We start from the raw sequence: 23,333 nt of genomic DNA, 5'->3' as shown, positions 1-23,333 counted from the left end.
CCCGATCATGACGGTTTCCTCCCGCAACGTTACGCTGGCACCACGCCTGACCGCCGCCGTGCTGGCGCTCGGCGCCCTGCTCGGCGGCTGCGCCAATCGCTCGACCGGCGGCGACACCCTCGCCTTCGGGGCGGACGATGTGCGCGAGCGCCATCCGATCGTGCTGCGCGACGCGCCCCGCTCGCTCGACGTCTTCGTCGGCCGCGCCGGCGGCGCGCTCGATCCCCGCCAGGCCGAGGACGTGGCGAGCTTCGCCCGCGAATTCCGCCGCTCCGGCAAGGGCGGCCTCGTGGCCGAGGTCCCGACCGGCGCCCGGCGCGACTACGCGACCCAGGACACGCTGAACGGCATCCGGACGGCACTGACGCGCGGCGGCGTCTCGCCCGCCGTCCTCAGCGTCCGCAGCTACCCGGTCCAGGATCCGGGGCTCGCCTCGCCGATCCGGCTGACCTTCGCCTCGCTCCAGGCGAGCGTGCCGCATGATTGCGGACAATGGCCGACGGATCTGGGCTCCTCCAACTTCCGGTTCTCGTCCTCGAACGCGCCCTACTGGAACTTCGGCTGCGCCTCGCAGGCGACGCTCGCGGCCCAGATCGCCGACCCGATCGACCTCGTGCGCTCCCGCGACGAGGGCCGCTCCGACATCGTCAAGCGCATGAACGCCATCGCCAAGATCCGCGAAGGCAAGGATCCGTCGACCGAGTACCGGCAGCAGACGCCGCAGATCAACTCCACGGTCGGAGGCCGCTGATGCATCCCGACAGCCACGAGACCGCGACGGGCGAGCCGGCCGGCGACGAGATCATCGCCCCCCTGCCGCGCGTCACGCTGCAGGCGTTCTGCGAGACGCCGGCGGTCGCCGCGACCATGCAGGCGGCGGTCGCCGACCGGCGCATGGACAAGGCCCATGCCCGCATCCAGATGGGCGGCCCCGCCGCCGCCGTCGAAGCCTTCCGCTCGGCGCCCACGCCCAACATCATCGTGCTCGAGGCGGTGGCCGATCCCGCGACGCTGGTCGCCCATCTCGAAGCCCTGTCCGAAAGCTGCGACGCCGGCACCAAGGTCGTCGTGATCGGCCATGTCAACGACGTCCAGCTCTATCGCGACCTGATGCGCCGCGGCGTCAGCGAATATCTCATCGCCCCGCTCGAGCCGCTCGACGTGCTGCGCACGCTCTCGGAGCTCTACGTCGCGCCCGAAGCCAGGAATCTCGGCCGCGTCATCGCGGTGATGGGGGCCAAGGGCGGCGTCGGCGCCTCGACGGTCGCCCACAACCTCTCCTGGGCGATCGCGCGCAATCTCGACGCCTCGACCGTGATCGTCGACCTCGATATCGCCTTCGGCACGGCCGGCCTCAACTTCAACCAGGATCCGCCGCAGGGCATCGCCGAGGCGGTCTTCGCGCCCGAGCGTCTCGACTCCAACCTGCTCGACAGGCTGCTCTCGCGCTGCAGCGACAATCTCGCGCTGCTCGCCGCGCCGGCGGTGCTCGACCGGACGATCGACCTCGAGGAGGAGGCGCTCGAGCAGCTCCTCGAGCTCCTGCGCGCCAGCGTGCCCTGCATCGTCCTCGATGTGCCGCACCAGTGGAGCGCCTGGGTGAAGCGCACGCTGCTCGGCGCCGACGAGATCGTCGTCGTGGCCGAGCCCGAGCTCGCCTCGCTGCGCAACGCCAAGAACCTGATCGATCTCTCGCGCGCCACGCGGCCCAACGACGCGCTCGCCCGGCTCGTCCTCAACCGGGTCGGCGTCCCGAAGCGGCCCGAGATCAACGCCGCGGAATTCTCCAAGGCGCTCGGCGTCGAGGTGCTCAGCACGATTCCCTTCGACGCGCAGCTCTTCGGCACGGCCGCCAACAACGGCCAGATGATCGCCGAGGTGCAGGCCGGAGCCAAGGCGACCGAGGCCTTCATCCAGATCGCCTCGATGCTGACCGGGCGCGGCGAAGCCAAGCGCAACCGGCGCAGTCTGTTGGAGCCGCTCGTCGCGAAGCTGAAGCGCCGCAAGGCGTCGTGACGGGCGAAGGAGCGACGATGACGACAAGTCGCCCGGGCGCCAAGCCCGATGCCGGCCCGGCCCGGGCGGGAGAGTGACGAGATGTTCGGCAAGCGATCCGCAGGCGCAGCCCACGCGCCCAATCTGAACGCCAGGGCACAAGCGGCCGCGGCGGCCGCGCCGCGCCGGCCCGAGCCCGGTCCCGCCCCCGTGGAGGAGCGCAGGGTCGCGCCGCCGGTCGTCGAGACGGCTGCGCGCTCCGAAGACTACTACCAGATGAAGAGCACGATCTTCGGGGCGCTGATCGAGGCCATCGATCTGTCGCAGCTCGCGAAGCTCGACTCCGAATCGGCGCGGGAGGAAATCCGCGACATCATCAACGAGATCATCTCGCTGAAGAACGTCGTGCTCTCGATCGCCGAGCAGGAGGAGCTGCTCGACGACATCTGCAACGACGTGCTCGGCTACGGCCCGCTCGAACCGCTGCTGGCGCGCGACGACATCGCCGACATCATGGTCAACGGCGCCGGGCGGACCTTCATCGAAACCGCCGGCAAGATCCAGCTCACCAACATCCGCTTCCGCGACAACGCGCAGCTGATGAACATCTGCCAGCGCATCGTCAGTCAGGTCGGCCGGCGCGTCGACGAATCCTCGCCGATCTGCGACGCGCGCCTTGCCGACGGCTCGCGCGTCAACGTCATCGCCCCGCCGCTGGCGATCGACGGCCCGGCCCTGACCATCCGCAAGTTCAAGAAGGACAAGCTGACGCTCGACCAGCTCGTCCGCTTCGGCGCGATCTCGCCGCCGGGCGCCGAGATCCTGAAGATCATCGGGCGCGTGCGCTGCAACATCGTCATCTCCGGCGGCACGGGCTCCGGCAAGACGACGCTGCTCAACTGCCTGACCAACTACATCGACCACGACGAGCGCGTCATCACCTGCGAGGACGCCGCCGAGCTTCAGCTCCAGCAGCCGCATGTGGTGCGCCTCGAAACCCGCCCGCCGAACCTCGAGGGCACCGGCGCGGTGACGATGCGCGACCTCGTCAAGAACTGCCTGCGCATGCGCCCCGAGCGGATCATCGTCGGCGAGGTGCGCGGACCGGAGGCGTTCGACCTGCTCCAGGCGATGAACACCGGCCATGACGGCTCGATGGGCACGCTGCACGCCAACTCGCCGCGCGAATGCCTGAGCCGTATCGAATCGATGATCACCATGGGCGGCTTCTCGCTGCCGTCGAAGACGCTGCGCGAGATGATCTGCTCCTCGGTCGACGTCATCATCCAGGCCCAGCGCCTGCGCGACGGCTCGCGCCGCATCACCCACATCACCGAGGTGATGGGCATGGAAGGCGAGGTGATCACCACCCAGGACCTGATGATCTACGAGGTCCAGGGCGAGGACGCCGCCGGCAAGCTCGTCGGCCGCCACCGCGCCACCGGCGTCGGCCGCCCGCGCTTCTGGGAGCGCGCGCGCTATTTCAGCGAGGAGCAGCGCCTCGCCGCCGCCCTCGACCAGCTCGAGGAGGCCGGTGCCGGCCATGCGCTCTGAGCGGAAGGGCTCGACGGGGGGCCGGACATGAACAGCACGCTCGCGGTCGCCCTGCTCGCCATGCTCGCCGTCGGCGGCGCGGCCTATGCGCTGCTCTATCCGACGCTCAGCGGCGAGAAGCGCGCCGAGAAGCGGCGCAAGGAATTCGCCGGCCCGAGCACGGTACGCGGCATCGACCGCGAGGCCCAGGCCCGCAACAAGCGCGGCCAGGTCGCGCAGAGCCTCAAGGAGATCGAGAACCGCGAGAATGCCCGCCACAAGCTCTCGCTGGAGCAGCGCATCGCCCAGGCCGGGCTGAGCTGGACCCCCAGGAAATATTACGGGATCAGCGCCGCGCTCGCGGTCGGCCTCGGGCTGACGCTGTGGCTGGCGAGCGGGGGCTGGATCCTCGGCCTCGCCGGCCTGTTCATCGGCGGCTTCGGCATGCCGGCCTGGTTCCTGAAGCGCTGCCGGGTCCGGCGGCTGAAGAAGTTCGGCATGGAGTTCCCCAACGCGCTCGACGTGGTCGTGCGCGGCATCAAGGCGGGCCTGCCCGTCAACGACTGCCTGCGCATCGTCGCCAACGAGGCGGTTGAGCCGGTGAAGACCGAGTTCAGGCTGATGATCGAGGCGCAGGCGCTGGGCCTGCCGCTGGCGGAGGCCGCCACCAAGCTCTTCGACCGGATGCCCTGCGCCGAGGCCAATTTCTTCGGCATCGTCATCGCCATCCAGCAGAAGACCGGCGGCAACCTTTCCGAGACGCTGGGCAACCTGTCGCGCGTGCTGCGCGAGCGGCGCAAGATGCGCGACAAGATCGCGGCCGTTTCGATGGAGGCCAAGGCCTCGGCGGCGATCATCGGCTCCCTGCCGCCGATCGTGGCCGTGCTGATCTGGCTCACCACCCCGAAATACATCGAGATCCTCTGGCTCAGCCAGGCCGGCAAGTTCGCGCTCATCGCGAGCGGCCTGTGGATGCTGATCGGCGTCCTGGTGATGCGCAAGATGATCAACTTCGACATCTGAGGCGGCGATGATTAATCAGATCGTCAACAGCGTCACCGATCCGCAGTTCCTGCTGGCGCTGCTCGCCGCGATCGCGGCGGCGGCCACCGTGCTGACGGTCGCGATTCCGCTGACCGAGGGCTCGAGCCTCCAGAAACGCATGAAGAACGTCGCGACCGAGCGCGAGAAGATCCGCGCCCGCGAGCGCGACAGGCTCAACCGGCAAAACGAGAAGGTCTCGCTGCGCCAGGAGCCGAAGGCCTATATGCGGCGCGTGGTCGAGCAGTTCAAACTGGGCGACTGGCTCGGCACCGAGAACGCCAAGCGGCAGCTCGCCATGGCCGGCTATCGCGGCCCCCAGGCCGAGATCGGCTTCCTGTTCTTCCGCCTCGCCATGCCGGTCGGGCTGTTCCTGTTCGCGCTGTTCTACATCTTCCTCGTCAACGATTTCGGCCAGCCCTTCGCGATCAAGGTCGGCATCACCATCGCCGCCGCCTATCTCGGGATCAAGGCGCCGGAGATCTTCCTGTCGAACCAGGCCGGCAAGCGGCAGGCCTCGATGCGGCTCGCCTTTCCCGATGCGCTCGACCTTCTGCTGATCTGCGTCGAATCCGGCATGTCGATCGAGCACGCCTTCCGCAAGGTCGCGGGCGAGATCGGCAACCAGTCGGTTCCGCTGGCGGAGGAATTCGCGCTGTGCACCGCCGAGCTCTCCTATCTGACCGACCGCCGCATCGCCTATGAGAACCTGACGCTGCGCACCGGCCTGGAAAGCGTGAAATCGGTCTCGACGGCGCTGATCCAGGCCGAGCGCTACGGCACGCCGCTGGGCACGGCCTTGCGCACGCTCGCCCAGGAAAGCCGCGACCAGCGCATGTCGGCGGCCGAGAAGAAGGCGGCCGCGCTGCCGCCCAAGCTCACCGTGCCGATGATCCTGTTCTTCCTGCCGGTGCTGTTCGTCATCATCATGACGCCGGCCCTGGTGCAGGTCTTCAAATGGCAGTGACGACCTTTCAGGACGGCTCGTCGATGACCGGCACGAAAGGCGGGACGGCCTCGTTCTTCTCGGTGCGGTCGCGATAGAGCGCGGCCCTGGCGAGCAGCATCAGGGTGACCGGCGTCGTCACCGTCACGAAGGCGGTGATCAGCAATTCGTGCAGCATCGGGCGCGCCTCGGCGAGCGAGAACAGGAGCATCGACGCGATCAGGATCCCGCCCGCGCCCCAGGTGGTGCCGAGCGTGGGGGCATGGACGCGCTCGTAGAACGTCCCGAGCCGGACGAGCCCGATCGTCCCGATCAGCGTCAGCCCGGCGCCCAGCACCAGGAAGAACGAGATTGTCAGCGCCGCCCACAGCGGCAGGTCGGCTGCGTGGCTCATTCGATCACCTCGCCGCGCATCAGGAATTTCGCCAGCGCCGCCGTCGAGATGAAGCCGATGAGCGCGATCACCAGCGCCGCCTCGAAATAGAGCGTGCTGCCGCTGCGGATGCCGAAGGTCAGGATCAGCAGCATGGCGCAGACATAGAGCGCGTCGAGGCTGAGCACGCGGTCCTGCGCGCGCGGCCCGCGGACGAGCCTGAAGGCGCAGCAGCCCATCGCCGCGACCAGCATCAGCTGGGCCGCACCGAGCGACCAGGCGAGGATCGCGGCGCTCATTCGAAGATCTCCTGCAGCAGCGGCTCGTAGCGGCCCTTGACGAGGTCGATCCAGTCCTGCTGCTCGACCATGTCGAGGACATGGATGAGCAGCACGTCGCGCGTGGAGCGGTATTCGACCCAGGCGGTGCCGGGGGTGGCGGTGATCACGCAGGCGAGGGTGGCGAGCGCGGTCCGGTCGCGGATGGCGAGCGGAATGGCGACGAAGCCGGCGGAGCCCTTGCGCTTGCGCAGGCCGAGGATGATCCCGGTTACGGCGAGGTTGGAATGGACGATGTCGACCATGACGAGAGCGAAGAGCAGCGGGATCCGGCTCCATCGCCGGATGCGCGGCTTGGCGGGTTCCAGCGCCGACATCATCCGCGCGGCTGCGAGCGCGATCGCCGCGCCGAGGACGATGTGGCCGGCCGAGGCGCCGTTGAGCAGGAGCCACATCGCCAGGAGCGACAAGGCGAGCAGGGGATAGGGCAGCACCCGGTTCATGGCTTGCCTCCCTCCGGGGGCGCGACCCGCGCGGCCGACAGCACATCCCCGATATAGCCGGCGGGCGCGTGGAGCGAGCGGGCCGCGTCATCCGCATAGCGCATCAGCGGGCCGGCCTGCACCGTCATCGCCGCGCACAGCATGATCAGGAACGCGACCGGCACGAACTCCACCACCAGCACCTTGGGCACGGTGCCGCCCACCGGCGCCCAGAAGATGCGGATGCCGGCGCGCATCATGGCGATCATCGCGAAGAGGCCGGAGGTGAGCACGAGCGCAAGGAAGATCCAGGCCGTCACCGGGACGCCCTCCCGGCCGCCGGTGCCGAGCGCGGCCGACAGCAGGGCGAATTTGCCGAGGAAGCCCGACAGCGGCGGCAGCCCCGCGAGCAGGATGCCCGACAGCCCGAAGCACAGGCCGAGCGCCGCGAGCGTGCCTGGAATGGCGACGCCGACCTCGTCCTCGATCTCCTCCTCGTCGTCGTCGCCATAGGCTTCCATGGTGACGGCGAGCACGCCCGCCGCCGGGTCCTGCGCGCGCTCGACCAGCTCCACGAGCAGGAAGAGCGCGCCGATCGTCAGCGTCGAGCTGACCATGTAGAACAGCGCGCCGGCGGTGACCGAAGCGTCGGCCATGCCGGCGGCGGCGAGCAGCGTCCCGCTCGAGACCAGCACGCTGAAGCCGGTGAGCCGCGCCATGACCTGCGAGGCGAGCACGCCGATCATGCCGAAGGCGATCGTCGCCGCCCCGCCGATGAAGAGCCAGTTGTCGGCGAGCCCCGCCGAGGCGCCCCCGCCCGTGCCCAGGATCAGCGGCGAAAGCCGCAGCACGGCATAGACGCCGACCTTGCTCAGCACGGCGAAGATCGCGGCGACGGGCGCGACGGCGGCCGCATAGGCGCCCGGAAGCCAGAAGCAGAGCGGCCACATCCCTGCCTTGACCAGGAAGGCGATGCCGAGGATCGCGATGCCGGCCTCCAGCAGCGCCCGGCTCTCGGCCGGCACGCCCACGATCCGGACGGCGAGGTCGGCCATGTTGAGCGTGCCGGTGACACCGTAGATCAGGCTGACGCCGATCAGGAACAGGAACGAGGCGGCGAGGTTGACCGCGATGTAATGCAGCCCCGCGCGCGTCCGCCCGGAGCCCGAGCCGTGCAGCATCAGCCCGTAGGAGGCGGCGAGGAAGACCTCGAAGAAGACGAAGAGGTTGAAAAGGTCGCCGGTCAGGAAGGCGCCGTTCAGCCCCATCAGCAGGAACTGGAACAGCGTGTGGAAATGCGATCCGGCCTTGTGCCAGCGGGCGAGCGCGAAGACGAGCGCGGCGAGCGCGAGCAGGCTCGTCATCGCTAGCATCAGGGCCGAGAGCCGGTCCAGCACCAGGACGATGCCGAACGGGGCCGGCCAGTTGCCGAGCAGATAGATGCTGGCTTGTGCCCCGCCATCGGCCTTGCGCAGCAGCCCCTGGCAGAGGATGACGAGCAGTAGCGTCGCGGCGATGTTGATCAGCGCCTTCAGCGTGTGCCTGCGCTCCTCGAACAGGAGCAGAAGCGCGCCGGCGACGAGCGGCAGCACGATCGGCGCGATGGTCAGATGATCGGCGAAGCGCATGCTCACGGCTCCCGGCCGTCGACATGGTCGCTTCCCGTCTGCCCGCGCGAGACCAGGAGCACGACGAGGAAGAGCGCCGTCGTGGCGAAGCCGATGACGATCGCCGTCAGCACCAGCGCCTGCGGGATCGGATCGACGTAAGCCGCGGGATCGACCGGCGCGCCCGAAGGCAGGACCGGGGCCGCGTTCATCCGCAGCCGGCCCATCGAGAAGATGAACAGGTTGACGCCATAGGCGATCAGCGAGAGCCCGATGATGACCTGATAGGTGCGCGGGCGCAGCAGAAGCCAGACGCCGGAGCCGACGAGCACCCCGATCCCGATGGCGAGCGTCAGTTCCATCGGGAGGTCTCCGCTTCGGCCGGAGCCGGAATCTTCGCAGCGCGCAGCTTGCGGATCGACTGGTGCGCGAGCGCGATCAGCATCAGCACGGTCGCGCCCATCACCAGCGAGAAGACGCCGAGGTCGAAGACGAGCGCGGTCGCGGCCGGCACCTTCCCGATCAGGGCCAGGTCGAGATAGCGGGCATGCGAGGTGAGGAAGGGATAGCCGAACAGCCAGGAGCCCATCCCCGTGGCGGCGGCGGTGAGGAGGCCGAAGCCCATCCAGCGGACGGGCAGGATGCGCAGCCTCTCCTCGACCCAGCGCGTGCCGGCCGCCATGTATTGCAGGATGAAGGCCGAGGCCATGGCGATGCCGGCGACGAAGCCGCCGCCCGGCACGTCGTGCCCGCGCAGGAACAGATAGGCCGCGAACACCGCGATCACCGGGAACAGCCAGCGCATGATCACCGAAGGCACCAGGAGATAGTCGCTGGCGATGCTGCCCGCGCCCGGCCGCGCCTCGGGGTCGTCGACCGCGGCCTGCTGGCGCTGCTGCGCCGGGGATTCGATCGTGTCCGGCGCCGGGCGGAACCGGCGCAGCAGCGCGAACACGGTCAGCGCCACGATGCCGAGCACGGTGATCTCGCCGAAGGTGTCGAAGCCGCGGAAGTCGACGAGGATGACGTTGACGACGTTGCGCCCGCCGCCGCCGGTATAGGCGTTTTCGAGGAAGTAGTCGGCGATGGTCGGCGGCGGCGGGCTCGTCATCACCAGATAGGCGATCGCCGTCATGCCCGCGCCGCAGGCGAGCGCCAGCACGAGGTCGCGATAGCGGCGGGCGGCGGCGGCGGTCGAGGTGTCGCTTCCCCCCTCGATCCGCTTCGGCAGCCAGCGCAGGCCGAGCAGGATCAGGACCGTGGTGACGACCTCGACGACGAGCTGGGTGAGCGCGAGGTCCGGCGCCGAGAGCCAGACGAAGGTGATGCAGGTGACGAGCCCCGCGCCGCTCATCAGGATGACGGCGACGAGGCGGTGGAACTTGGCCTGATAGGCGGCGCCCACGGCGCAGGCGATGCCGACCGCCCATAATCCGACGAAGACCGGATCGGCGCCGCTCATCGTCAGCGCCGCCGGGCGAAACGGCCGGCCGACGGTGGCCGCGACCGCCGCGGCGAACGCGACCGCGACCAGGAGCCAGAGCTGCGGCTGCAGGCGGCGCGTGCCGAGCCAGCTCTCCAGCTGCCGCGCCCAGCGCCAGGCCACGGAGACCATCACGCGCTCGAAGATGCGCTGGCCCTTGAGCTGCCGGATATAGGGCGGGCCTTCCTCGCTGGTCGCGAGATAGCTGCGCAGGTTCAGGTAGAGCAGCGTGCCGGCGGCGAGCGCGACGAGGCTCATCATCAGCGGCACGGTGAAGCCGTGCCAGATCGCGAGGCTGTAGCGCGGCGTTGCCTCGCCGAGGACCGAGACCACGGCGCTGTGCAGATAGGGGCCGATGGTGAGGCCTGGAATGGTGCCGACCAGAAGGCAGGCGATCACCAGGAGCAGCACCGGCAGCCGCATGAAGAAGGGCGGCTCGTGCGGCTCGTGCGGCATGTCCGCCGGCCTTGGCCCGAAGAAGACGCCGTGGATGAAGCGGATCGAATAGGTCACCGCGAAGGCGCTGGCCAGCACCGCGACGTAAGGGGCGGCGGTGTCGAGGATCGAATCGGCATGCTGCTCGATCGTCTCGGCGAAGAACATCTCCTTGGAGAGGAAGCCGTTGAGCAGCGGCACGCCGGCCATCGCCGCGCTCGCCACCATGGCGAGCGTCCCGGTGATCGGCATCAGCGAGAACAGCCCGCCGATGCGGCGCATGTCGCGTGTCCCGGCCTCGTGGTCGATGATGCCGGCCGCCATGAACAGCGACGCCTTGAAGGTCGCGTGGTTCATCATGTGGAAGATCGCGGCGACCGCGCCGAGCGGGCTGCCGAGGCTGAGCAGCAGCGTGATCAGCCCGAGATGGCTGATCGTCGAATAGGCGAGCAGGCCCTTGATGTCCTGCTGGAAGATCGCGAAGCAGGCGCCGAGCAGGAGCGTCGCCATCCCCGCGAAGCCGACGATCCAGAACCATTCATAGGTGCCGGCCAGCACCGGCCAAAGCCGTGCCATCAGGAAGACGCCGGCCTTCACCATGGTCGCCGAGTGCAGGAAGGCCGAAACCGGCGTGGGCGCGGCCATCGCGTTCGGCAGCCAGAAATGGAACGGGAACTGCGCGCTCTTGGTGAAGGCGCCGAGCAGGACGAGCACCAGGATCACACGGTAGAGCCCGTGATCCCGGATCCTGTTCCCCGACGCCAGCACCGTGTCGAGGTCGTAGCTTCCCACGACATGCCCGATCGCAAGCGCGCCCGCGAGCAGCGCGAGCCCCCCGAGGCCGGTCATGGTCAAGGCCATGCGCGCCCCGTCGCGGGCGGCGGCGTTGTGGAACCAGTAGCCGATCAGGAGGAAGGAGAAGATGCTCGTCAGTTCCCAGAAGACGACGAGCTGGATCAGGTTGCCGGAGAGGACGATCCCGAGCATCGAGCCCATGAAGGCGAGGAAGAAGGCGTAGAAGCGCGGGATCGGATCGTCGGGCGACATGTAGTAGCGGGTGTAGACCACGACGAGGAAGCCGATCCCCGTGATCAGCATCGCAAACATCCAGGCGAAGCCGTCGAGCCTCAGCGCCAGCACGAGGCCGAGCCCGGCAACCCAGGGGATATCGAGGCGCAGCACCGCCCCGTTGGCGACCGCGGGATAGAGCAGGATCGTCAGGATCAGCAGGCCAAGCGTCATCAGCCCGGCGAGCCAGGCTTCCGCGTTGCGGGCATTGGAGCGCAGCGCCGCGGCGGCGAGGCTCGTCACGAACGGCAGCACGACGAGCCAGATCAGGGGCGTGCTGCCTTGCATGGGACGGGCGACCTCGAAGCAGAAATGGATGACGTTGCCGAATGTCACCCATTATGGTTGACTCCGCAATCTGCAATCGGACCAGGGGAGCCCGATCCATGCCGCTCTTTCCCGAGCAGTGCCGCGCGGCGCGGGGCCTTCTCGACTGGACGCAGAACCAGCTTGCAGCCGCCTCGGGCCTGTCGCGCAGCACGATCAAGGATTTCGAGCGCCATCGCCACGCCCTGAACCGCAGCTCCGAGGAACTCCTGCTCAACGCTCTCTTGCGCGGCGGCGTGGAGCTCGTCTCCGCCGACAGGGGCGCGCAGGGGATGGGCGTGTGCCTGAGGATGCGCGAGGCGGAGAGCTGACGCCGGGCGGGATCGGCCCCGCTCGCATCGCGCCTCAGCGCCAGCCGTAGCCGCTCGGATAATAGGGCTGGTAGCCATAGGCGCCGGCCGGCAGGCTGGGGCGCAGCAGGATCTGGCCGCGCGCCGCTTCCCAGCCGCCGCCGCGATGCGGCCGGGCGATCTGCGTTGCAGGCTTGTGATGCTTCGTCTTGGCGATCTTGTGCTTGGCGATCGTCTGCTTCGATGCCGCGGCTTTCGCGATCTTCGCCTTCGATGGAGCGGGCGCCTTGGCGAAGCGCGAGAGATCGTCGGGAGCCGCGCCGTTCAGCGCGATCCGGGTCTGGCCGGCGCCGTGCTTCTTCACCAGCGCGAAGAGCTTGGCGGCGTTGGCGGGGTGCAGGCGGATGCAGCCATGCGAGGCGGGGCGGCCGAGCGCGCCGACCGCGGTGGTGCCGTGGATCGCATAGCCGCCGCGGAAGAACACCGCATGGGGCATCGCCCCGCCGTATTTGCGCGAATACCAGCTCTTCTCGAGGCGCGTCGGCCGGTAGACGCCGTTGGGCGAGCGAAAGCCCTTGCGGCCGGACGAGATCTTCCAGTCGTAGACCTCGCCGTCGCTGGTGGTCACGCTCATGCGCTGGGCGACGATGTCGACCTTGACGTCGACGCCGGCGCGCGCCGTGCCGGCGATGGCCGACAGGATCAACACGGCCAGGATGCCGAGAACGCGACGCATCACACTCAAAACTCCGAAGAACGCCGATACCCTGACTCAAGGAAAGCGCGCCCCCTGCCGTTTTGTAAAGCCGGAAGGGGGAACGTGGTTTCCGCCGATTGAGATCATCGGCAGCGAAGCGGACTTGCTCTATGTCGGCGGCGTGCCGTTGGCCGAGAGCACCTCGCCGGCGAGGTAGAGCGAGCCGCAGATCAGGATGCGCGGCGGCGCCGGCCAGCCCTGCGCCGCGATCGTCCTGATCGCCTGCTCGACCGAGCTCGCGACCTCCGCGGCAAGCCCGGCGCCGCGCGCGGCCTCGGCGACCTCCTCGGCCGGGCGCGCGGCGAGTGAGTTCAGGATCGGCACGGCGTAGAGCCTCTGCGCCAGCCCCTTGAAGGGCCGCAGCGTCGCGGTGGCGTCCTTGGTCGAGAGCAGCCCCGCGATCATGACGAGCGGTGCCGGGTTGCGGTCGGCGAGATCGGCCATGGCCTGCGCGAGCGAGCGCCCGCCATCGGGGTTGTGGCCGCCGTCGAGCCACAGCTCCGCCCGCTCCGGCACGATCTCCGCGAGCGCGCCGCGCGCGAGCCTTTGCAGCCGCGCCGGCCAGTCGGCGCTGCGCATCCCCTCCTCGAAGGCCTGGGGCCGCAGGGCGCCGTAGCCGGCGGCGCGCAAGGCGGCGATGGCCGTGCCGGCATTGACGTGCTGGTGGCGGCCGGTCAGGCGCGGCAACGGCAGATCGAGCAGCCCGTCCTGATCCTCGTAGACCAGCCGCCCGCCCGCCTCGTGGACGTTGAAATCCTGTGCCCCGATCAGGATCCTGGAGGCGCCGGCGCGCTCGGCCGCTGCCTCCAGCACGGCGGTCGGCTCCGGCTCCTGCGGCGCGATCACGGCCGGCGCGCCGCGCTTGAAGATACCGGCCTTCTCGCCGGCGATCTTGGTGACGCTGTCGCCGAGATATTCGGAATGGTCGAGCGAGACCGGCGTCACCACCGCGCAGGCCGGATGCGCGATGACGTTGGTCGCGTCGAAGCGCCCGCCGAGCCCGACCTCGAGCAGGAGCACGTCGGCCGGGTTCTCGGCGAAGAGCAGGAAGCCCGCCGCCGTCGTCATCTCGAAGAAGGTCATCGGATCGCCGGCATTGGCGGCCTCGCAGCGCTCCAGCGCTTCGGTGAGCCCGTCCTCGCAGACGAAGCGCCCGCCGCCGGCCGCGCCCAGCCGGATGCGCTCGTGGAAGCGCACCAGATGCGGCGAGGTGTAGACATGGACGCGAAGTCCCGCCGCCTCGAGGATCGCCCGCATGAAGGCGATGGTCGAACCCTTGCCGTTGGTGCCGGCGACATGGATCACCGGCGGCAGGCGCTTCTGCGGATCGCCGAGGCGTTCGAGCAAAGTGAGGATGCGGCCGAGCGACAGGTCGATCAGCTTGGGATGCAGCGCCATGAAGCGCGCGAGCAAGGCGTCGGAAGACCCCATGGCGTGACGGCCCCCAGCCGCAAATGGACTCAGACCGCCTCGGCGGCCGGCTGCGGCGGCACGGGCGCCGGTTTCGCGGGCGCGGTCCCCGCGGCGGCGGGCTGTCTGGTCAGCAGGCGGCCGAGCCGGGCCAGCGTCTCCGGCAGGTCGTGGCGATGCACCACCATGTCGACCATGCCGTGGTCCTTGAGATATTCCGAGCGCTGGAAGCCGTCCGGCAGCTTTTCGCGGATCGTCTGCTCGATCACGCGCGGGCCGGCGAAGCCGATCAGCGCGCCGGGCTCGGCGATCTGGATGTCGCCCAGCATGGCGTAGGAGGCGGTGACGCCGCCGGTCGTCGGATTGGTCAGGACGACGAGATAGGGCAGCCCCGCCGCCCTGAGGCGGCGCACCGCGACCGTCGTGCGCGGCAATTGCATCAGCGAGAGGATGCCCTCCTGCATGCGCGCCCCGCCCGACGCCGCGAAGACGACATAGGGCGTCTTCTTGTCGAGCGCGGTCTCGGCGCCCTTGATGAAGGCCTCGCCCGCCGCCATGCCGAGCGAGCCGCCCATGAAGTGGAAATCCTGCACCGCGACGGTCATCGGCAGGCCCTTGACCCGGCCATAGCCGATCTTGAAGGCATCCTGCGCGCCGGTCTTGGCGCGGGCGTCCTTCAGCCGGTCGGCATAGCGCTTCTCGTCGCGGAACTTCAGCGGGTCGATCGCGACCTCGGGCAGCGCGACGTCGAGCCATTTGCCGTCGTCGAAGGTCAGCTTCAGCCGCTCCGGCGCGCTGACGCGCATATGGTGCCCGGAGCCGGGGATGACGTAGCCATTGGCCTCGACATCCTTGTGGAAGACCATCTGCCCGGAATCGGGGCATTTGATCCAGAGGTTCTCGGGGCTCTCGCGCTTGAACAGCGTCTTGATGCGCGGCCGGACGACTTCGGAAATCCAGTTCATCGGACGAATCCCTGATGGGCTTTGAGGCGCTCTCGCGCCGTCATGCCTGAAATAGGTCGCGCCGGCCGGCAGGCAAGCGGCGCGACCGTCGAACGAAACCGGCTCAGGCCGCCCGGGCGGCGGAGCGGATGCCCTGGGCGAGCTCGCCAACCAGCGCGGTGACGGCCGCGACCGTCTTGTCCGTGGCCTTGCCCTGCCCATCGAGCGAGAGCCGCACGCGCTCGACCAGCGCCGACCCGACGACGACGCCGTCCGCGCCTCTGGCGATCGCCGCCGCATCGGCCGCGGTCTTGACGCCGAAGCCGACCGCGACGGGCAGGTCGGTATGGCGCTTGATCCGGGCGACCGCCGCGCCGACAGCGCCGTAATCGGCGATGGCGCCGCCGGTCACGCCGGTCATCGAGACGTAGTAGACGAAGCCCGAGGTGTTCTGCAGCACCTTGGGCAGGCGCCTGTCGTCGGTCGTCGGCGTGGCGAGGCGGATGAACGAGACGCCGGCCGCAAGCGCCGGCAGGCACAGTTCCGCATCCTCCTCCGGCGGCAGATCGACGACGATCAGCCCGTCGACGCCGACGCGGCGCGCCTCGGCGAGGAAGGCCTCGACGCCATAGGCCCAGATCGGGTTGTAGTAGCCCATCAGCACGATCGGCGTGTCGTGGCCGGCCTTGCGGAAGCTCTCGACCATGGCGAGCGTCTTGCGCAGCGTCTGCCCGGCCTTGAGCGCGCGCTGTCCGGCGAGCTGGACCGGCACGCCGTCGGCCATCGGGTCGGTGAAGGGCACGCCGAGCTCGATCACATCGGCGCCGGCGCCCGGCAGCGCGGCGAGGATTTCGCTCGCCGTCTCGAAATCGGGGTCGCCGGCGGTGACGAAGGTCACGAGCGCCGCCCGGCCCTCGCGGGCGCAAGCCCTGAAGCGGTTCTGGATACGGGTCTGGCCGGTTTCTGTCATGCGCCTGCGGTTAGCATGATGCGGCCGGGCTGGCGAGTGGCTTGCGCGGGGCACGCGGCTGCGCCACATCGGCCGGATATGCGCGCCTTCGCCCAACCCCTGCCCATCGACGCCGTCCTCGGCGACCTCGCGGCCGCGCTGCGGGCGAGGCCGAACGCCGTCCTCGTCGCGCCGCCCGGCGCCGGCAAGACGACGCGCGTGCCGCTCGCCCTGCTCGACGAGCCCTGGACCAAGGGCGGCAAGCTGATCCTGCTCGAGCCGCGGCGGCTTGCGGCGCGCGGCGCGGCGAACCGGATGGCTGAGACGCTGGGCGAGCGCCTCGGCGAGACGGTGGGCCTGCGCGTTCGCCTCGGCTCGAGGATCGGCCCCAGGACCCGCATCGAGGTCGTGACCGAAGGCGTCTTCGTCCGGATGATCCTCGACGACCCGGCGCTGGAAGGCGTCGCGGCCGTGCTCTTCGACGAATTCCACGAGCGCTCGCTCGATGCCGATTTCGGCCTGGCGCTGGCGCTCGACGCTCAAAGCGGCCTGCGCGAGGATCTACGCCTCCTCGTCATGTCCGCGACCCTCGACGGCGCCCGCGTCGCGAAGCTTCTGGGCGATGCGCCGGTGATCGAAAGCGAAGGCCGCGCCTTTCCGGTCGAGACGCGCTATCGCGGCCGCGATCCGCTGAAGCGCATCGAGGATCAGGTCACCGAGACGATCCTGCTCGCGCTGAACGAGCAGCCGGGCTCGCAGCTCGTCTTCCTGCCCGGCCAGGGCGAGATCCGCCGCGTCGAGGAGCGCCTGCGCGAAAGGCTGCGCGACGCAAGCGTCGAGATCGCGCCCCTCTACGGCGCGCTCGATCAGCGCGAGCAGGACCGCGCCGTGCTGCCGGCGCCTGTCGGCAAGCGCAAGATCGTGCTGGCGACGGCCATCGCCGAGACCTCGCTGACCATCGAGGGCGTGCGCGTCGTGATCGATTCCGGCCTCGCCCGCGTGCCGGTCTACGAGCCCGATATCGGCGTCACCCGGCTGGAGACCCGCCGCGTCAGCCGCGCCGCCGCCGATCAGCGCCGGGGCCGTGCCGGCCGCACCGGGCCCGGCGTCTGCTACCGGCTCTGGGAGGAGGCCGCGACCGGCGCGCTCGAAGCCTTCGCCCGGCCCGAGATCCTCTCCGCCGACCTCTCCCCGCTGCTGCTCGACTGCGCCGCCTGGGGCGTGGCCGATCCGACGCGCCTCGCCTTTCTCGATCCGCCCCCAGTGCCCGCCCTCAAGGAAGCGCGCCTGCTCTTGAGCAGCATCGGCGCGCTCGACGCCGACGGCCGCATCGCCCCGGAGGGGCGCGCCTTGCAGGCCCTGCCGCTGCCGCCGCGTCTTGCCCGCATGGTCGTGGCGGCGGGCCGTTTCGGGCAGGCCGATCCGGCGGCCGATCTCGCGGCGGTGCTGGTCGAGCGCGGCCTCGGCGGCGATGCGGTCGACCTCGCCGAGCGGCTGGAGCGCTTCAGCCGCGAGCGCGGCGGCCGGGCCGGCGACATGCGCCGCCTCGCCGAGGGCTGGGCGCGGATGGTCGGGCGCGGCGCCCATCAGGACGAACAGCTTTCGCCCGGCCTGATCCTCGCCTTCGCCTATCCCGACCGCGTCGCCAAGGCGCGCGCGCCGGGCTCCGGCCAATATCTCCTCGCCAATGGCCGGGGCGCCGCGCTGGAGCCGTCGCAGCGTCTGGCGCGCGAGCCCTTCATCGTCGTCGCGGAGATGACCGGCGCGGCCCAGCAGGCCCGCATCATGGCCGCCGCCGCGATCGGCGAGCCCGAGATCGCGGCGCTCGTCGCCCGTGGCCTCGCCCCCTTCGCCATCGCGGAGCGCGAGGAGGCGAGCTTCGACCGGGCCGCCCGCGCCCTGCGTGTCCGGGCGGTGCGGCGCTATGGCGCGCTTGCCCTGTCGGAACGGCCGCTCCCGGTCGCGGATACGCCGGAGAATGCCGAGGCGCTGGCCAAGGGAATTGCCGCGCTCGGCATCGGCCTCCTGCCCTGGAGCAAGGGACAAAACCAGTTGCGCGAGCGCGCCGCCTTCCTGCGCAAGGCCGAGCCGGAGGCCGGCTGGCCCGATCTCTCCGACGAAGGGTTGGCGCAGGCACCGGAAGCGTGGCTCGCGCCGCATCTCGTCGGCCGCGCCTCGCTCGCGGCGGTTCAGGCCGCCGATCTCGATTCGGCGCTGGCGAGCCTGCTGCCCTGGGAGATGAAGCGCCGGCTCGATGCGCAGGCGCCGACCCATTTCACCGCCCCGACCGGCTCCTGCCTCGCGGTCGACTATGCCGCCGAGGCCGGTCCGACGATCTCGGTCAGGGTGCAGGAGCTCTACGGGCTTGCGGCGCATCCGGCGCTGGCGGGCGGGCGGGTGCCGCTGGTGCTGGAGCTGCTTTCCCCGGCGCATCGCCCGATTCAGGTCACACGCGACCTGCCCGGCTTCTGGCGCGGCTCCTGGTCTGCGGTGAAGGCCGAGATGAAGGGCCGCTATCCCCGCCACCCCTGGCCCGACGATCCCGCCGCCGCCCCGCCGACGACGCGGGCGAAGCCGCGAGGGACGTGAGCGCCCTCAATTCCCCATCCGGTCGCGCCATTGCCGCTCGCCGGCGAGGCAGTTGGCGGTGCTGCGGGCTTGCGCCTTTTGCAGCGTCGCATCGGCCGGCGCCTCGGCGATCTCGCGCAGCAGCTTCGTCTTCGTCGCCTCGACGAACTGGCTCTTGTCGCGGATCGGGACGACGAAGGCGCCCGGGCCCGTGATGACGCAGTCGCTGTAGTAGCCGTCGAGATTGTCGATGTCGAAATAGCTGGCCTGCTTCAGCATCACCGGCAGGCCGTTGATGGCGATGCCCTTGGCGCCGGCATCGTCGCGGGCGGCGGTGACCGGGCGCCCGTCATTGTTGGCGCCGTCGCCGGAGACGTCGATGACGCGCCGCATGGCCGCGACGTTGGACTGTTCCAGAAGCTGCACGCCGAAGTCGATCGCAGCCGAGATCGAGGTACGCCGGCCGCGCCGCGTCGGCGCCTCGCCCAGCTCCTCGGCGAAGGCGACGGCCGCGGCGGGCCCGTCGATCACCTTCCAGGGCCGCACGACATATTGGAAGCTGCCGCCGGCCCATTCGAAATAGGTCACGGCGATCTTGCCGATCGCGCCCTTGCCGATGGCGTCGTGGAGCTGGCGGGAGCGGAAGGCTTCGATATAGCCGTTGCGCTGCAGGGCGAGCTCGTCGAGATCCATCGAATAGGAGACGTCGACCGCGAGCACGAGCGCGACGTCGACCTCCTCGGGCGCCGTCTGGGCCCGGAGCAACGCGGGGTGCCACAGCACCGCCGCCAGACATAGAAGACCGTATAGCCAGCGCCGCATCGCCACCTCCGTCGTCTTGTCGCGACGGGGAGTGTGCGCTCAGGCCGGACGCGCGCCAAGCCGGAAAATCCAGCGAGCCGTGCCCGTTGCGATAGCAAATTCGCGAGCGGGCGCTTGGAGCCTGTGTCATCGCATCGGATGTGTCCGGAAGGTGGATTCCACTTTCCGGTCCGATGCTTCAGGCGGCGCGGCGGCCCTCGACGATGCCGATCGCGGCGGCCGTGGCCTCCTCGACGGTGAGCGCCGAGGTATCGAGCACCACCGCATCCTCCGCCGCCCTGAGCGGAGCGTCGCTGCGGCCGCAATCGCGGGCGTCGCGCCGGCGGATATCGGCCAGGATGCCCTCGAAGGTCACAGGCTCGCCGCGCCCGACGAGCTCCTTGTGCCGGCGCGCGGCGCGCACCTCGGGCGTCGCGGTGACGAAGAGCTTGGCCGGCGCACCGGGGCAGATCACCGTGCCGATGTCGCGCCCGTCGAGCACGGCCCCGCCGGGTTGCGCGGCGAAACGCCGCTGCCGGGTCAGGAGCCCGGCGCGTACCGCCGGCATGGCGGCGACGACGGAGGCCGCCTCGCCGATCTCGCGCCCGCGCAGCCGTTCTTCCGGGAAGGCCGTCTCGTCGAACCGGCCGACGATCGCCTCGGCCGCCGCGGCGTCGCTGATGTCGTGGCCGGCGTCGAGCATGGCGCGCGCCACCATCCGGTAGAGCAGGCCGGTATCGAGATAGGGCAGGCCGTAATGCGCGGCGAGCCGGCGCGCCAGCGTGCCCTTGCCGGAGGCGGCCGGGCCGTCGACGGCGATGACGAGGCGGCCGGGCCGCGCCGCCGCGCTCATCCGATCCGGCCTCCGAGCCCGTTCATCAGCGAAACGAAGCTCGGGAAGCTCGTCGCGATCATCTGCCCGTCGTCGACCACGACCGGATCGCGCGTCGCCAGCCCCATGACCAGGAAGCTCATCGCGATGCGGTGGTCGAGATGGGTCGCGACCGGCCCACCGCCGCGCACCGGCGCCCCGCCCGAGCCCTCGACGATCAGGTCGTCGTCCTCGATGGCGCAGCTGACGCCCGCCGCCCTCAAGCCCGCCTCGACGGCGGCAAGCCGATCGGATTCCTTGACGCGCAGCTCCTGCAGGCCGCGCATCCGCGTCGTGCCCGTCGCGAAGGCGGCGGCCACCGCCAGCACCGGATACTCGTCGATCATCGCCGGCGCCCGCTCCGGCGGCACCGTCACGCCCTTGAGGGCGGAAGCGCGCACGCGCAGGTCGCAGACCGTCTCGCCGCCCTCGTTGGCCTCGCGCTCGACGGTGATGTCGGCGCCCATCTCGCGCAGCGTCGTCAGCAGGCCGGAGCGCAGCGGATTGGTCATCACGCTCTCGATCAGGATGTCGGAGCCCGGCACGATCAGCCCCGCCACCAGCGGGAAGGCGGCCGAGGACGGGTCCGCCGGCACCACGATCGGCGCCGCCCGCAATTCCGGCTGGCCCTTCAGCACGATGCGCCTTCCATGGGCGCCCTCGGGCGTCACCGTGACCTCGGCGCCGAAATGGGTCAGCATCTTCTCGGTGTGGTCGCGCGTCGCCTCCGCCTCGATCACCGTGGTCTCGCCCGGCGCGGCAAGCCCGGCGAGCAGCACGGCCGACTTGATCTGCGCCGAGGCGACCGGCGGGCGATAGACGATCGGGATCGCCTCCTGCGGGCCGCGCAGCGTCAGCGGCACGCGCCCGCCCTCCTGCTGCGAGACGATGGTGGTGCCCATCTCTTCGAGCGGGTCGAGGATGCGCCGCATCGGGCGCTTGCGCAGCGAGGCGTCGCCGTCGAAGGTCGTGGTGATCGGATGCGAGCCGCACACCCCCATCATCAGCCGCGAGCCGGTGCCGGCATTGCCGAAATCGAGCACGCCGGCCGGTTCGCGCAAGCCCCCCACGCCGACGCCCTGCACGCGCCAGGCGCCCGGCCCGTCATGGTGGACGACGGCGCCGAGCGCACGCGCCGCGGCGGCGGTGCGCATCACGTCCTCGCCCTCGAGCAGGCCGGAGACCCTGGTCTCGCCGATCGCGAGCAGGCCGAAGATCATCGCCCGGTGCGAGATCGACTTGTCGCCGGGCACCCGGACGCGGCCCCTGAGCGGGCCCCCGGCGCGGGCGGTGACGGGAACGGGTTCATGGTCGTGGGACAAGGGGCGTAGGTCTCTTCAGGCTGGCGGCGCGACATGAGGATGCGCTGAAGCGCCGTAGCATGCCCGCGCGCAGCGCGCCAAGGCGCCTTGCGCGGGCATGCTCGAAACGCCGCTTGCGCGCCGGTTTCAGGCTTGCGTGCAAATCAGCATTTGACAGCGCCGCCTGCCCCGACTAACGGACGCGCCTGCTTTCAGAACACGATGGTTGAAGGTCCGACGCAGTGGCGAAACCGGAACTCGGAACGAAGCGCGTTTGCCCGGTCACGGGCCGCAAATTCTATGACCTGAACAAGGACCCGGTCGTCTCGCCCTATACGGGGCAGGCTTATCCGCGCGTGATGTTCGAGCCGCAGGCGAAGGCGGCCGCGCCGAAGCCGGAGGACGAGGAGGACGAGACCGAGGCCGCCGACAGCGCCGTCGAGCTCGTCTCGCTCGACGAGGCCGATGCCGAGGCGTCGGAGAAGGACGCCGTCGTCACCAGCGAGGACGACATCGAGGTCGAGGATGCGATCGGCGGCGACGACGAGGACGACACCTTCCTCGAGGAGGACGAGGAGGGTGACGACGACGTCGCCGACCTGATCGACGGCGACATCGAGGGCGACGAGGACAACTGAGTCGGGCCGCCGAAAAAAGATGATGGCAAAGCGGCATTGGGCGCTTGTGTCTTCAGCCCGGGCCGCCTATAGAGCGCTGCGTCGCCGCAGGGCGGCCCGGATCGGACCGCCGGAGCGGTCCTGAAATCCGGTTCACGGCCGATCCCCAAATCGGTCGTCGTAAGTGGGGCCATAGCTCAGTTGGGAGAGCGCTTGAATGGCATTCAAGAGGTCGGCGGTTCGATTCCGCCTGGCTCCACCAAATTCCTTCCGGAAAGTGCTGAAATAGCTGCTGGTCGGAACAGCGCCCAGGCGCTGCCCCGGAAGCCTGCCGGTTCCATCACATCCTGGAATCGCTATCGGCGCCAGTGGTACATCGGTTCGCCGGCGATCGGGGAGCGGAACGTCGCCAGGCGATCGAGAACGAGCGAGCCGACATAGACCGTTTTCAGGTCCGCCCCGCCGAAGGTGACGCTGGTCGGGGCGCGGACCTGCTCTCCGGCGGGATCTTCGAATATCGTATGGCTCTCGCCCGCGGGCGTGATCGCGACGATGGCGTTGCGCGATAGTTCGGTCACCCAGAGATTGCCGGCAGCATCGAAGGTGATGCCGTCGACGCGGGCGCCGTCGTAAAGGGGCGCGGGGCCGAAGGTCTCGAACCTGCCGAGGCTGCCATCGGCGTTGAACGGCGCGCGCGAGACGCGCCCCGCCGTGGTTTCCGCGACATAGAGATGAGACCTGTTCCGGTCGATGCGGATCTCGTTGGTGAAGTAGAACCCCCTGGCCATCAACTCCGGCTTTCCAAGGGCGTCGAGACGGAGGATGAAACCGTCATCGACCGGCTCGTCGAGCGCCTTCCGGCGCGGGACCGTGCGGGTCGAGATGGTCAGCCAGATGGCGCCGCTGTCGTCGATATAGACGAAGTTCAGCGAGCCGAGCGGCCTGCCCTCGAATGCGTCCAGGAGGAGTTGCTTCCCGCCGTCGGGGAGCATGCGCAGAAACTCGCCGGTTTCCAGATTGGCGACGAGCAGAGAGCCCTCGCGCTCCAGCGCCATCCCATTCGGCATCGGCGGCATCTCTCCGAGCCGGGACTGGCTGCCGTCGGGCGCGATCTTCGTCACGATGGCCCTGTTGTCGGCGACCCACAACGTGCCGTCAGGCTCGGCGAGGATGCATTCCGGCCGGCCGAGGTCGGATCCGGTCCAGCTCAGATCGGCTGCGGCGACCTTGAATGTCGAGATTGGATTATGCACGCGC

22 protein-coding genes and 1 tRNA gene are annotated in these 23,333 nt (G+C 69.9%); 9 read left to right on the top strand and 14 right to left on the bottom strand.

Annotation, left to right across the window (positions count from 1 at the left end):
* Positions 1-7 precede the first annotated feature (7 nt).
* The 5 genes from M9917_RS04480 to M9917_RS04460 all read left to right on the top strand — a co-directional run bounded on the left by M9917_RS04480 (position 8) and on the right by M9917_RS04460 (position 5,536).
* A complete protein-coding gene (locus M9917_RS04480) occupies positions 8-751 on the top strand; it encodes a CpaD family pilus assembly protein (protein ID WP_297251227.1) in 744 nt (247 codons plus the stop codon).
* Positions 751-2,016, top strand: coding sequence for a CpaE/TadZ family protein (locus tag M9917_RS04475; protein WP_297251226.1), 1,266 nt, complete (start codon positions 751-753; stop codon positions 2,014-2,016). The genes M9917_RS04480 and M9917_RS04475 overlap by 1 nt, the downstream gene beginning before the upstream one ends.
* A gap of 81 nt (positions 2,017-2,097) precedes the next feature.
* Positions 2,098-3,549 (top strand): CpaF family protein, encoded by a 1,452-nt coding sequence (locus M9917_RS04470; RefSeq protein WP_297251224.1) that lies wholly within the window; start codon positions 2,098-2,100, stop codon positions 3,547-3,549.
* Between the two features lie 27 nt (positions 3,550-3,576).
* Complete coding sequence (locus M9917_RS04465) at positions 3,577-4,551, top strand: type II secretion system F family protein (RefSeq protein WP_297251222.1); 975 nt, start codon at positions 3,577-3,579, stop codon at positions 4,549-4,551.
* A gap of 7 nt (positions 4,552-4,558) precedes the next feature.
* Positions 4,559-5,536 (top strand): type II secretion system F family protein, encoded by a 978-nt coding sequence (locus M9917_RS04460; RefSeq protein ID WP_297251220.1) that lies wholly within the window; start codon positions 4,559-4,561, stop codon positions 5,534-5,536.
* 7 nt (positions 5,537-5,543) lie between these two features.
* Here the strand turns inward: M9917_RS04460 and mnhG are convergent, their stop codons facing one another.
* The 6 genes from mnhG to M9917_RS04430 are packed head-to-tail and all read right to left on the bottom strand — an operon-like array spanning position 5,544 to position 11,529.
* Positions 5,544-5,909 carry a monovalent cation/H(+) antiporter subunit G gene (gene mnhG, locus M9917_RS04455; protein WP_297251218.1) on the bottom strand — a complete coding sequence of 122 codons (366 nt, stop codon included), beginning with the start codon at positions 5,907-5,909 and terminating at the stop codon, positions 5,544-5,546.
* Complete coding sequence (locus tag M9917_RS04450) at positions 5,906-6,187, bottom strand: K+/H+ antiporter subunit F (protein ID WP_297251216.1); 282 nt, start codon at positions 6,185-6,187, stop codon at positions 5,906-5,908. The genes mnhG and M9917_RS04450 overlap by 4 nt, the downstream gene beginning before the upstream one ends.
* Complete coding sequence (locus tag M9917_RS04445; protein WP_297251214.1) at positions 6,184-6,669, bottom strand: Na+/H+ antiporter subunit E; 486 nt, start codon at positions 6,667-6,669, stop codon at positions 6,184-6,186. Before M9917_RS04445 ends, M9917_RS04450 begins: the two co-directional genes overlap by 4 nt.
* Positions 6,666-8,276 (bottom strand): monovalent cation/H+ antiporter subunit D, encoded by a 1,611-nt coding sequence (locus M9917_RS04440; protein ID WP_297251212.1) that lies wholly within the window; start codon positions 8,274-8,276, stop codon positions 6,666-6,668. The genes M9917_RS04445 and M9917_RS04440 overlap by 4 nt, the downstream gene beginning before the upstream one ends.
* Before the next feature lie 2 nt (positions 8,277-8,278).
* On the bottom strand, positions 8,279-8,617 hold the full coding sequence (locus M9917_RS04435) for a Na+/H+ antiporter subunit C (RefSeq protein ID WP_297251210.1): 339 nt from the start codon (positions 8,615-8,617) through the stop codon (positions 8,279-8,281).
* A complete protein-coding gene (locus M9917_RS04430) occupies positions 8,608-11,529 on the bottom strand; it encodes a monovalent cation/H+ antiporter subunit A (RefSeq protein ID WP_297254702.1) in 2,922 nt (973 codons plus the stop codon). Before M9917_RS04430 ends, M9917_RS04435 begins: the two co-directional genes overlap by 10 nt.
* Before the next feature lie 98 nt (positions 11,530-11,627).
* Between M9917_RS04430 and M9917_RS04425 the strand changes: the two genes are divergently transcribed.
* A complete protein-coding gene (locus M9917_RS04425) occupies positions 11,628-11,879 on the top strand; it encodes a helix-turn-helix domain-containing protein (RefSeq protein WP_297251209.1) in 252 nt (83 codons plus the stop codon).
* Positions 11,880-11,913: 34 nt separating this feature from the next.
* Here the strand turns inward: M9917_RS04425 and M9917_RS04420 are convergent, their stop codons facing one another.
* From M9917_RS04420 to trpA, 4 genes are all read right to left on the bottom strand, one after another.
* Positions 11,914-12,594: a L,D-transpeptidase gene (locus M9917_RS04420; RefSeq protein WP_297251207.1), complete on the bottom strand. Its 681-nt coding sequence runs from the start codon at positions 12,592-12,594 to the stop codon at positions 11,914-11,916.
* Positions 12,595-12,723: 129 nt separating this feature from the next.
* Complete coding sequence (locus M9917_RS04415; RefSeq protein WP_297251205.1) at positions 12,724-14,046, bottom strand: bifunctional folylpolyglutamate synthase/dihydrofolate synthase; 1,323 nt, start codon at positions 14,044-14,046, stop codon at positions 12,724-12,726.
* 29 nt (positions 14,047-14,075) lie between these two features.
* Positions 14,076-14,990 carry an acetyl-CoA carboxylase, carboxyltransferase subunit beta gene (gene accD, locus M9917_RS04410; protein WP_297251203.1) on the bottom strand — a complete coding sequence of 305 codons (915 nt, stop codon included), beginning with the start codon at positions 14,988-14,990 and terminating at the stop codon, positions 14,076-14,078.
* 103 nt (positions 14,991-15,093) lie between these two features.
* Positions 15,094-15,939: a tryptophan synthase subunit alpha gene (trpA, locus tag M9917_RS04405; protein WP_297251201.1), complete on the bottom strand. Its 846-nt coding sequence runs from the start codon at positions 15,937-15,939 to the stop codon at positions 15,094-15,096.
* A gap of 78 nt (positions 15,940-16,017) precedes the next feature.
* Here trpA and hrpB point away from each other — a divergent pair, with 78 nt between their 5' ends.
* Complete coding sequence (hrpB, locus tag M9917_RS04400) at positions 16,018-18,507, top strand: ATP-dependent helicase HrpB (protein ID WP_297251199.1); 2,490 nt, start codon at positions 16,018-16,020, stop codon at positions 18,505-18,507.
* A 6-nt stretch (positions 18,508-18,513) separates the two neighbouring features.
* Here the strand turns inward: hrpB and M9917_RS04395 are convergent, their stop codons facing one another.
* The 3 genes from M9917_RS04395 to aroA all read right to left on the bottom strand — a co-directional run bounded on the left by M9917_RS04395 (position 18,514) and on the right by aroA (position 21,480).
* Entirely contained in the window at positions 18,514-19,308 is a 795-nt protein-coding gene (locus tag M9917_RS04395; protein ID WP_297251197.1) for a DUF1194 domain-containing protein, read from the bottom strand.
* A gap of 178 nt (positions 19,309-19,486) precedes the next feature.
* Positions 19,487-20,140 carry a (d)CMP kinase gene (gene cmk / locus M9917_RS04390; protein WP_297251195.1) on the bottom strand — a complete coding sequence of 218 codons (654 nt, stop codon included), beginning with the start codon at positions 20,138-20,140 and terminating at the stop codon, positions 19,487-19,489.
* Positions 20,137-21,480, bottom strand: coding sequence for a 3-phosphoshikimate 1-carboxyvinyltransferase (gene aroA / locus M9917_RS04385; protein WP_297251193.1), 1,344 nt, complete (start codon positions 21,478-21,480; stop codon positions 20,137-20,139). Before aroA ends, cmk begins: the two co-directional genes overlap by 4 nt.
* Before the next feature lie 221 nt (positions 21,481-21,701).
* Between aroA and M9917_RS04380 the strand changes: the two genes are divergently transcribed.
* The gene (locus M9917_RS04380; RefSeq protein WP_297251191.1) at positions 21,702-22,097 is read left to right on the top strand and encodes a TIGR02300 family protein; all 396 of its coding nucleotides are present in this window, start codon (positions 21,702-21,704) and stop codon (positions 22,095-22,097) included.
* A 165-nt stretch (positions 22,098-22,262) separates the two neighbouring features.
* Positions 22,263-22,338: transfer RNA gene (locus M9917_RS04375), tRNA-Ala, on the top strand.
* Positions 22,339-22,432: 94 nt separating this feature from the next.
* Here M9917_RS04375 and M9917_RS04370 read toward each other — a convergent pair.
* Positions 22,433-23,329 (bottom strand): SMP-30/gluconolactonase/LRE family protein, encoded by an 897-nt coding sequence (locus tag M9917_RS04370; protein ID WP_297251189.1) that lies wholly within the window; start codon positions 23,327-23,329, stop codon positions 22,433-22,435.
* Between the last annotated feature and the right edge of the window lie 4 nt (positions 23,330-23,333).

Origin of the sequence: Bosea sp. (in: a-proteobacteria) (genome assembly GCF_023953965.1) — a bacterium.
GTDB lineage: Bacteria > Pseudomonadota > Alphaproteobacteria > Rhizobiales > Beijerinckiaceae > Allobosea.
The sequence above is the reverse complement of the archived record's forward strand: the minus strand, read 5'-3'. Positions and strand labels throughout refer to the sequence as shown.

Excerpts from the sequence above, each read along its gene's own strand:
- M9917_RS04425 (WP_297251209.1), top strand. The coding sequence starts at position 11,628 with ATGCCGCTCTTTCCCGAGCAGTGCCGCGCGGCGCGGGGCCTTCTCGAC.
- M9917_RS04435 (WP_297251210.1), bottom strand. The coding sequence starts at position 8,617 with ATGGAACTGACGCTCGCCATCGGGATCGGGGTGCTCGTCGGCTCCGGC.
- M9917_RS04420 (WP_297251207.1), bottom strand. The coding sequence starts at position 12,594 with ATGCGTCGCGTTCTCGGCATCCTGGCCGTGTTGATCCTGTCGGCCATC.
- M9917_RS04475 (WP_297251226.1), top strand. The coding sequence starts at position 751 with ATGCATCCCGACAGCCACGAGACCGCGACGGGCGAGCCGGCCGGCGAC.
- mnhG (WP_297251218.1), bottom strand. The coding sequence starts at position 5,909 with ATGAGCCACGCAGCCGACCTGCCGCTGTGGGCGGCGCTGACAATCTCG.
- M9917_RS04430 (WP_297254702.1), bottom strand. The coding sequence starts at position 11,529 with ATGCAAGGCAGCACGCCCCTGATCTGGCTCGTCGTGCTGCCGTTCGTG.
- M9917_RS04395 (WP_297251197.1), bottom strand. The coding sequence starts at position 19,308 with ATGCGGCGCTGGCTATACGGTCTTCTATGTCTGGCGGCGGTGCTGTGG.
- M9917_RS04470 (WP_297251224.1), top strand. The coding sequence starts at position 2,098 with ATGTTCGGCAAGCGATCCGCAGGCGCAGCCCACGCGCCCAATCTGAAC.
- M9917_RS04460 (WP_297251220.1), top strand. The coding sequence starts at position 4,559 with ATGATTAATCAGATCGTCAACAGCGTCACCGATCCGCAGTTCCTGCTG.
- M9917_RS04465 (WP_297251222.1), top strand. The coding sequence starts at position 3,577 with ATGAACAGCACGCTCGCGGTCGCCCTGCTCGCCATGCTCGCCGTCGGC.
- M9917_RS04450 (WP_297251216.1), bottom strand. The coding sequence starts at position 6,187 with ATGAGCGCCGCGATCCTCGCCTGGTCGCTCGGTGCGGCCCAGCTGATG.
- cmk (WP_297251195.1), bottom strand. The coding sequence starts at position 20,140 with ATGAGCGCGGCGGCGCGGCCCGGCCGCCTCGTCATCGCCGTCGACGGC.
- accD (WP_297251203.1), bottom strand. The coding sequence starts at position 14,990 with ATGAACTGGATTTCCGAAGTCGTCCGGCCGCGCATCAAGACGCTGTTC.
- M9917_RS04480 (WP_297251227.1), top strand. The coding sequence starts at position 8 with ATGACGGTTTCCTCCCGCAACGTTACGCTGGCACCACGCCTGACCGCC.
- M9917_RS04415 (WP_297251205.1), bottom strand. The coding sequence starts at position 14,046 with ATGGGGTCTTCCGACGCCTTGCTCGCGCGCTTCATGGCGCTGCATCCC.
- M9917_RS04440 (WP_297251212.1), bottom strand. The coding sequence starts at position 8,276 with ATGCGCTTCGCCGATCATCTGACCATCGCGCCGATCGTGCTGCCGCTC.
- M9917_RS04445 (WP_297251214.1), bottom strand. The coding sequence starts at position 6,669 with ATGAACCGGGTGCTGCCCTATCCCCTGCTCGCCTTGTCGCTCCTGGCG.
- hrpB (WP_297251199.1), top strand. The coding sequence starts at position 16,018 with ATGCGCGCCTTCGCCCAACCCCTGCCCATCGACGCCGTCCTCGGCGAC.
- trpA (WP_297251201.1), bottom strand. The coding sequence starts at position 15,939 with ATGACAGAAACCGGCCAGACCCGTATCCAGAACCGCTTCAGGGCTTGC.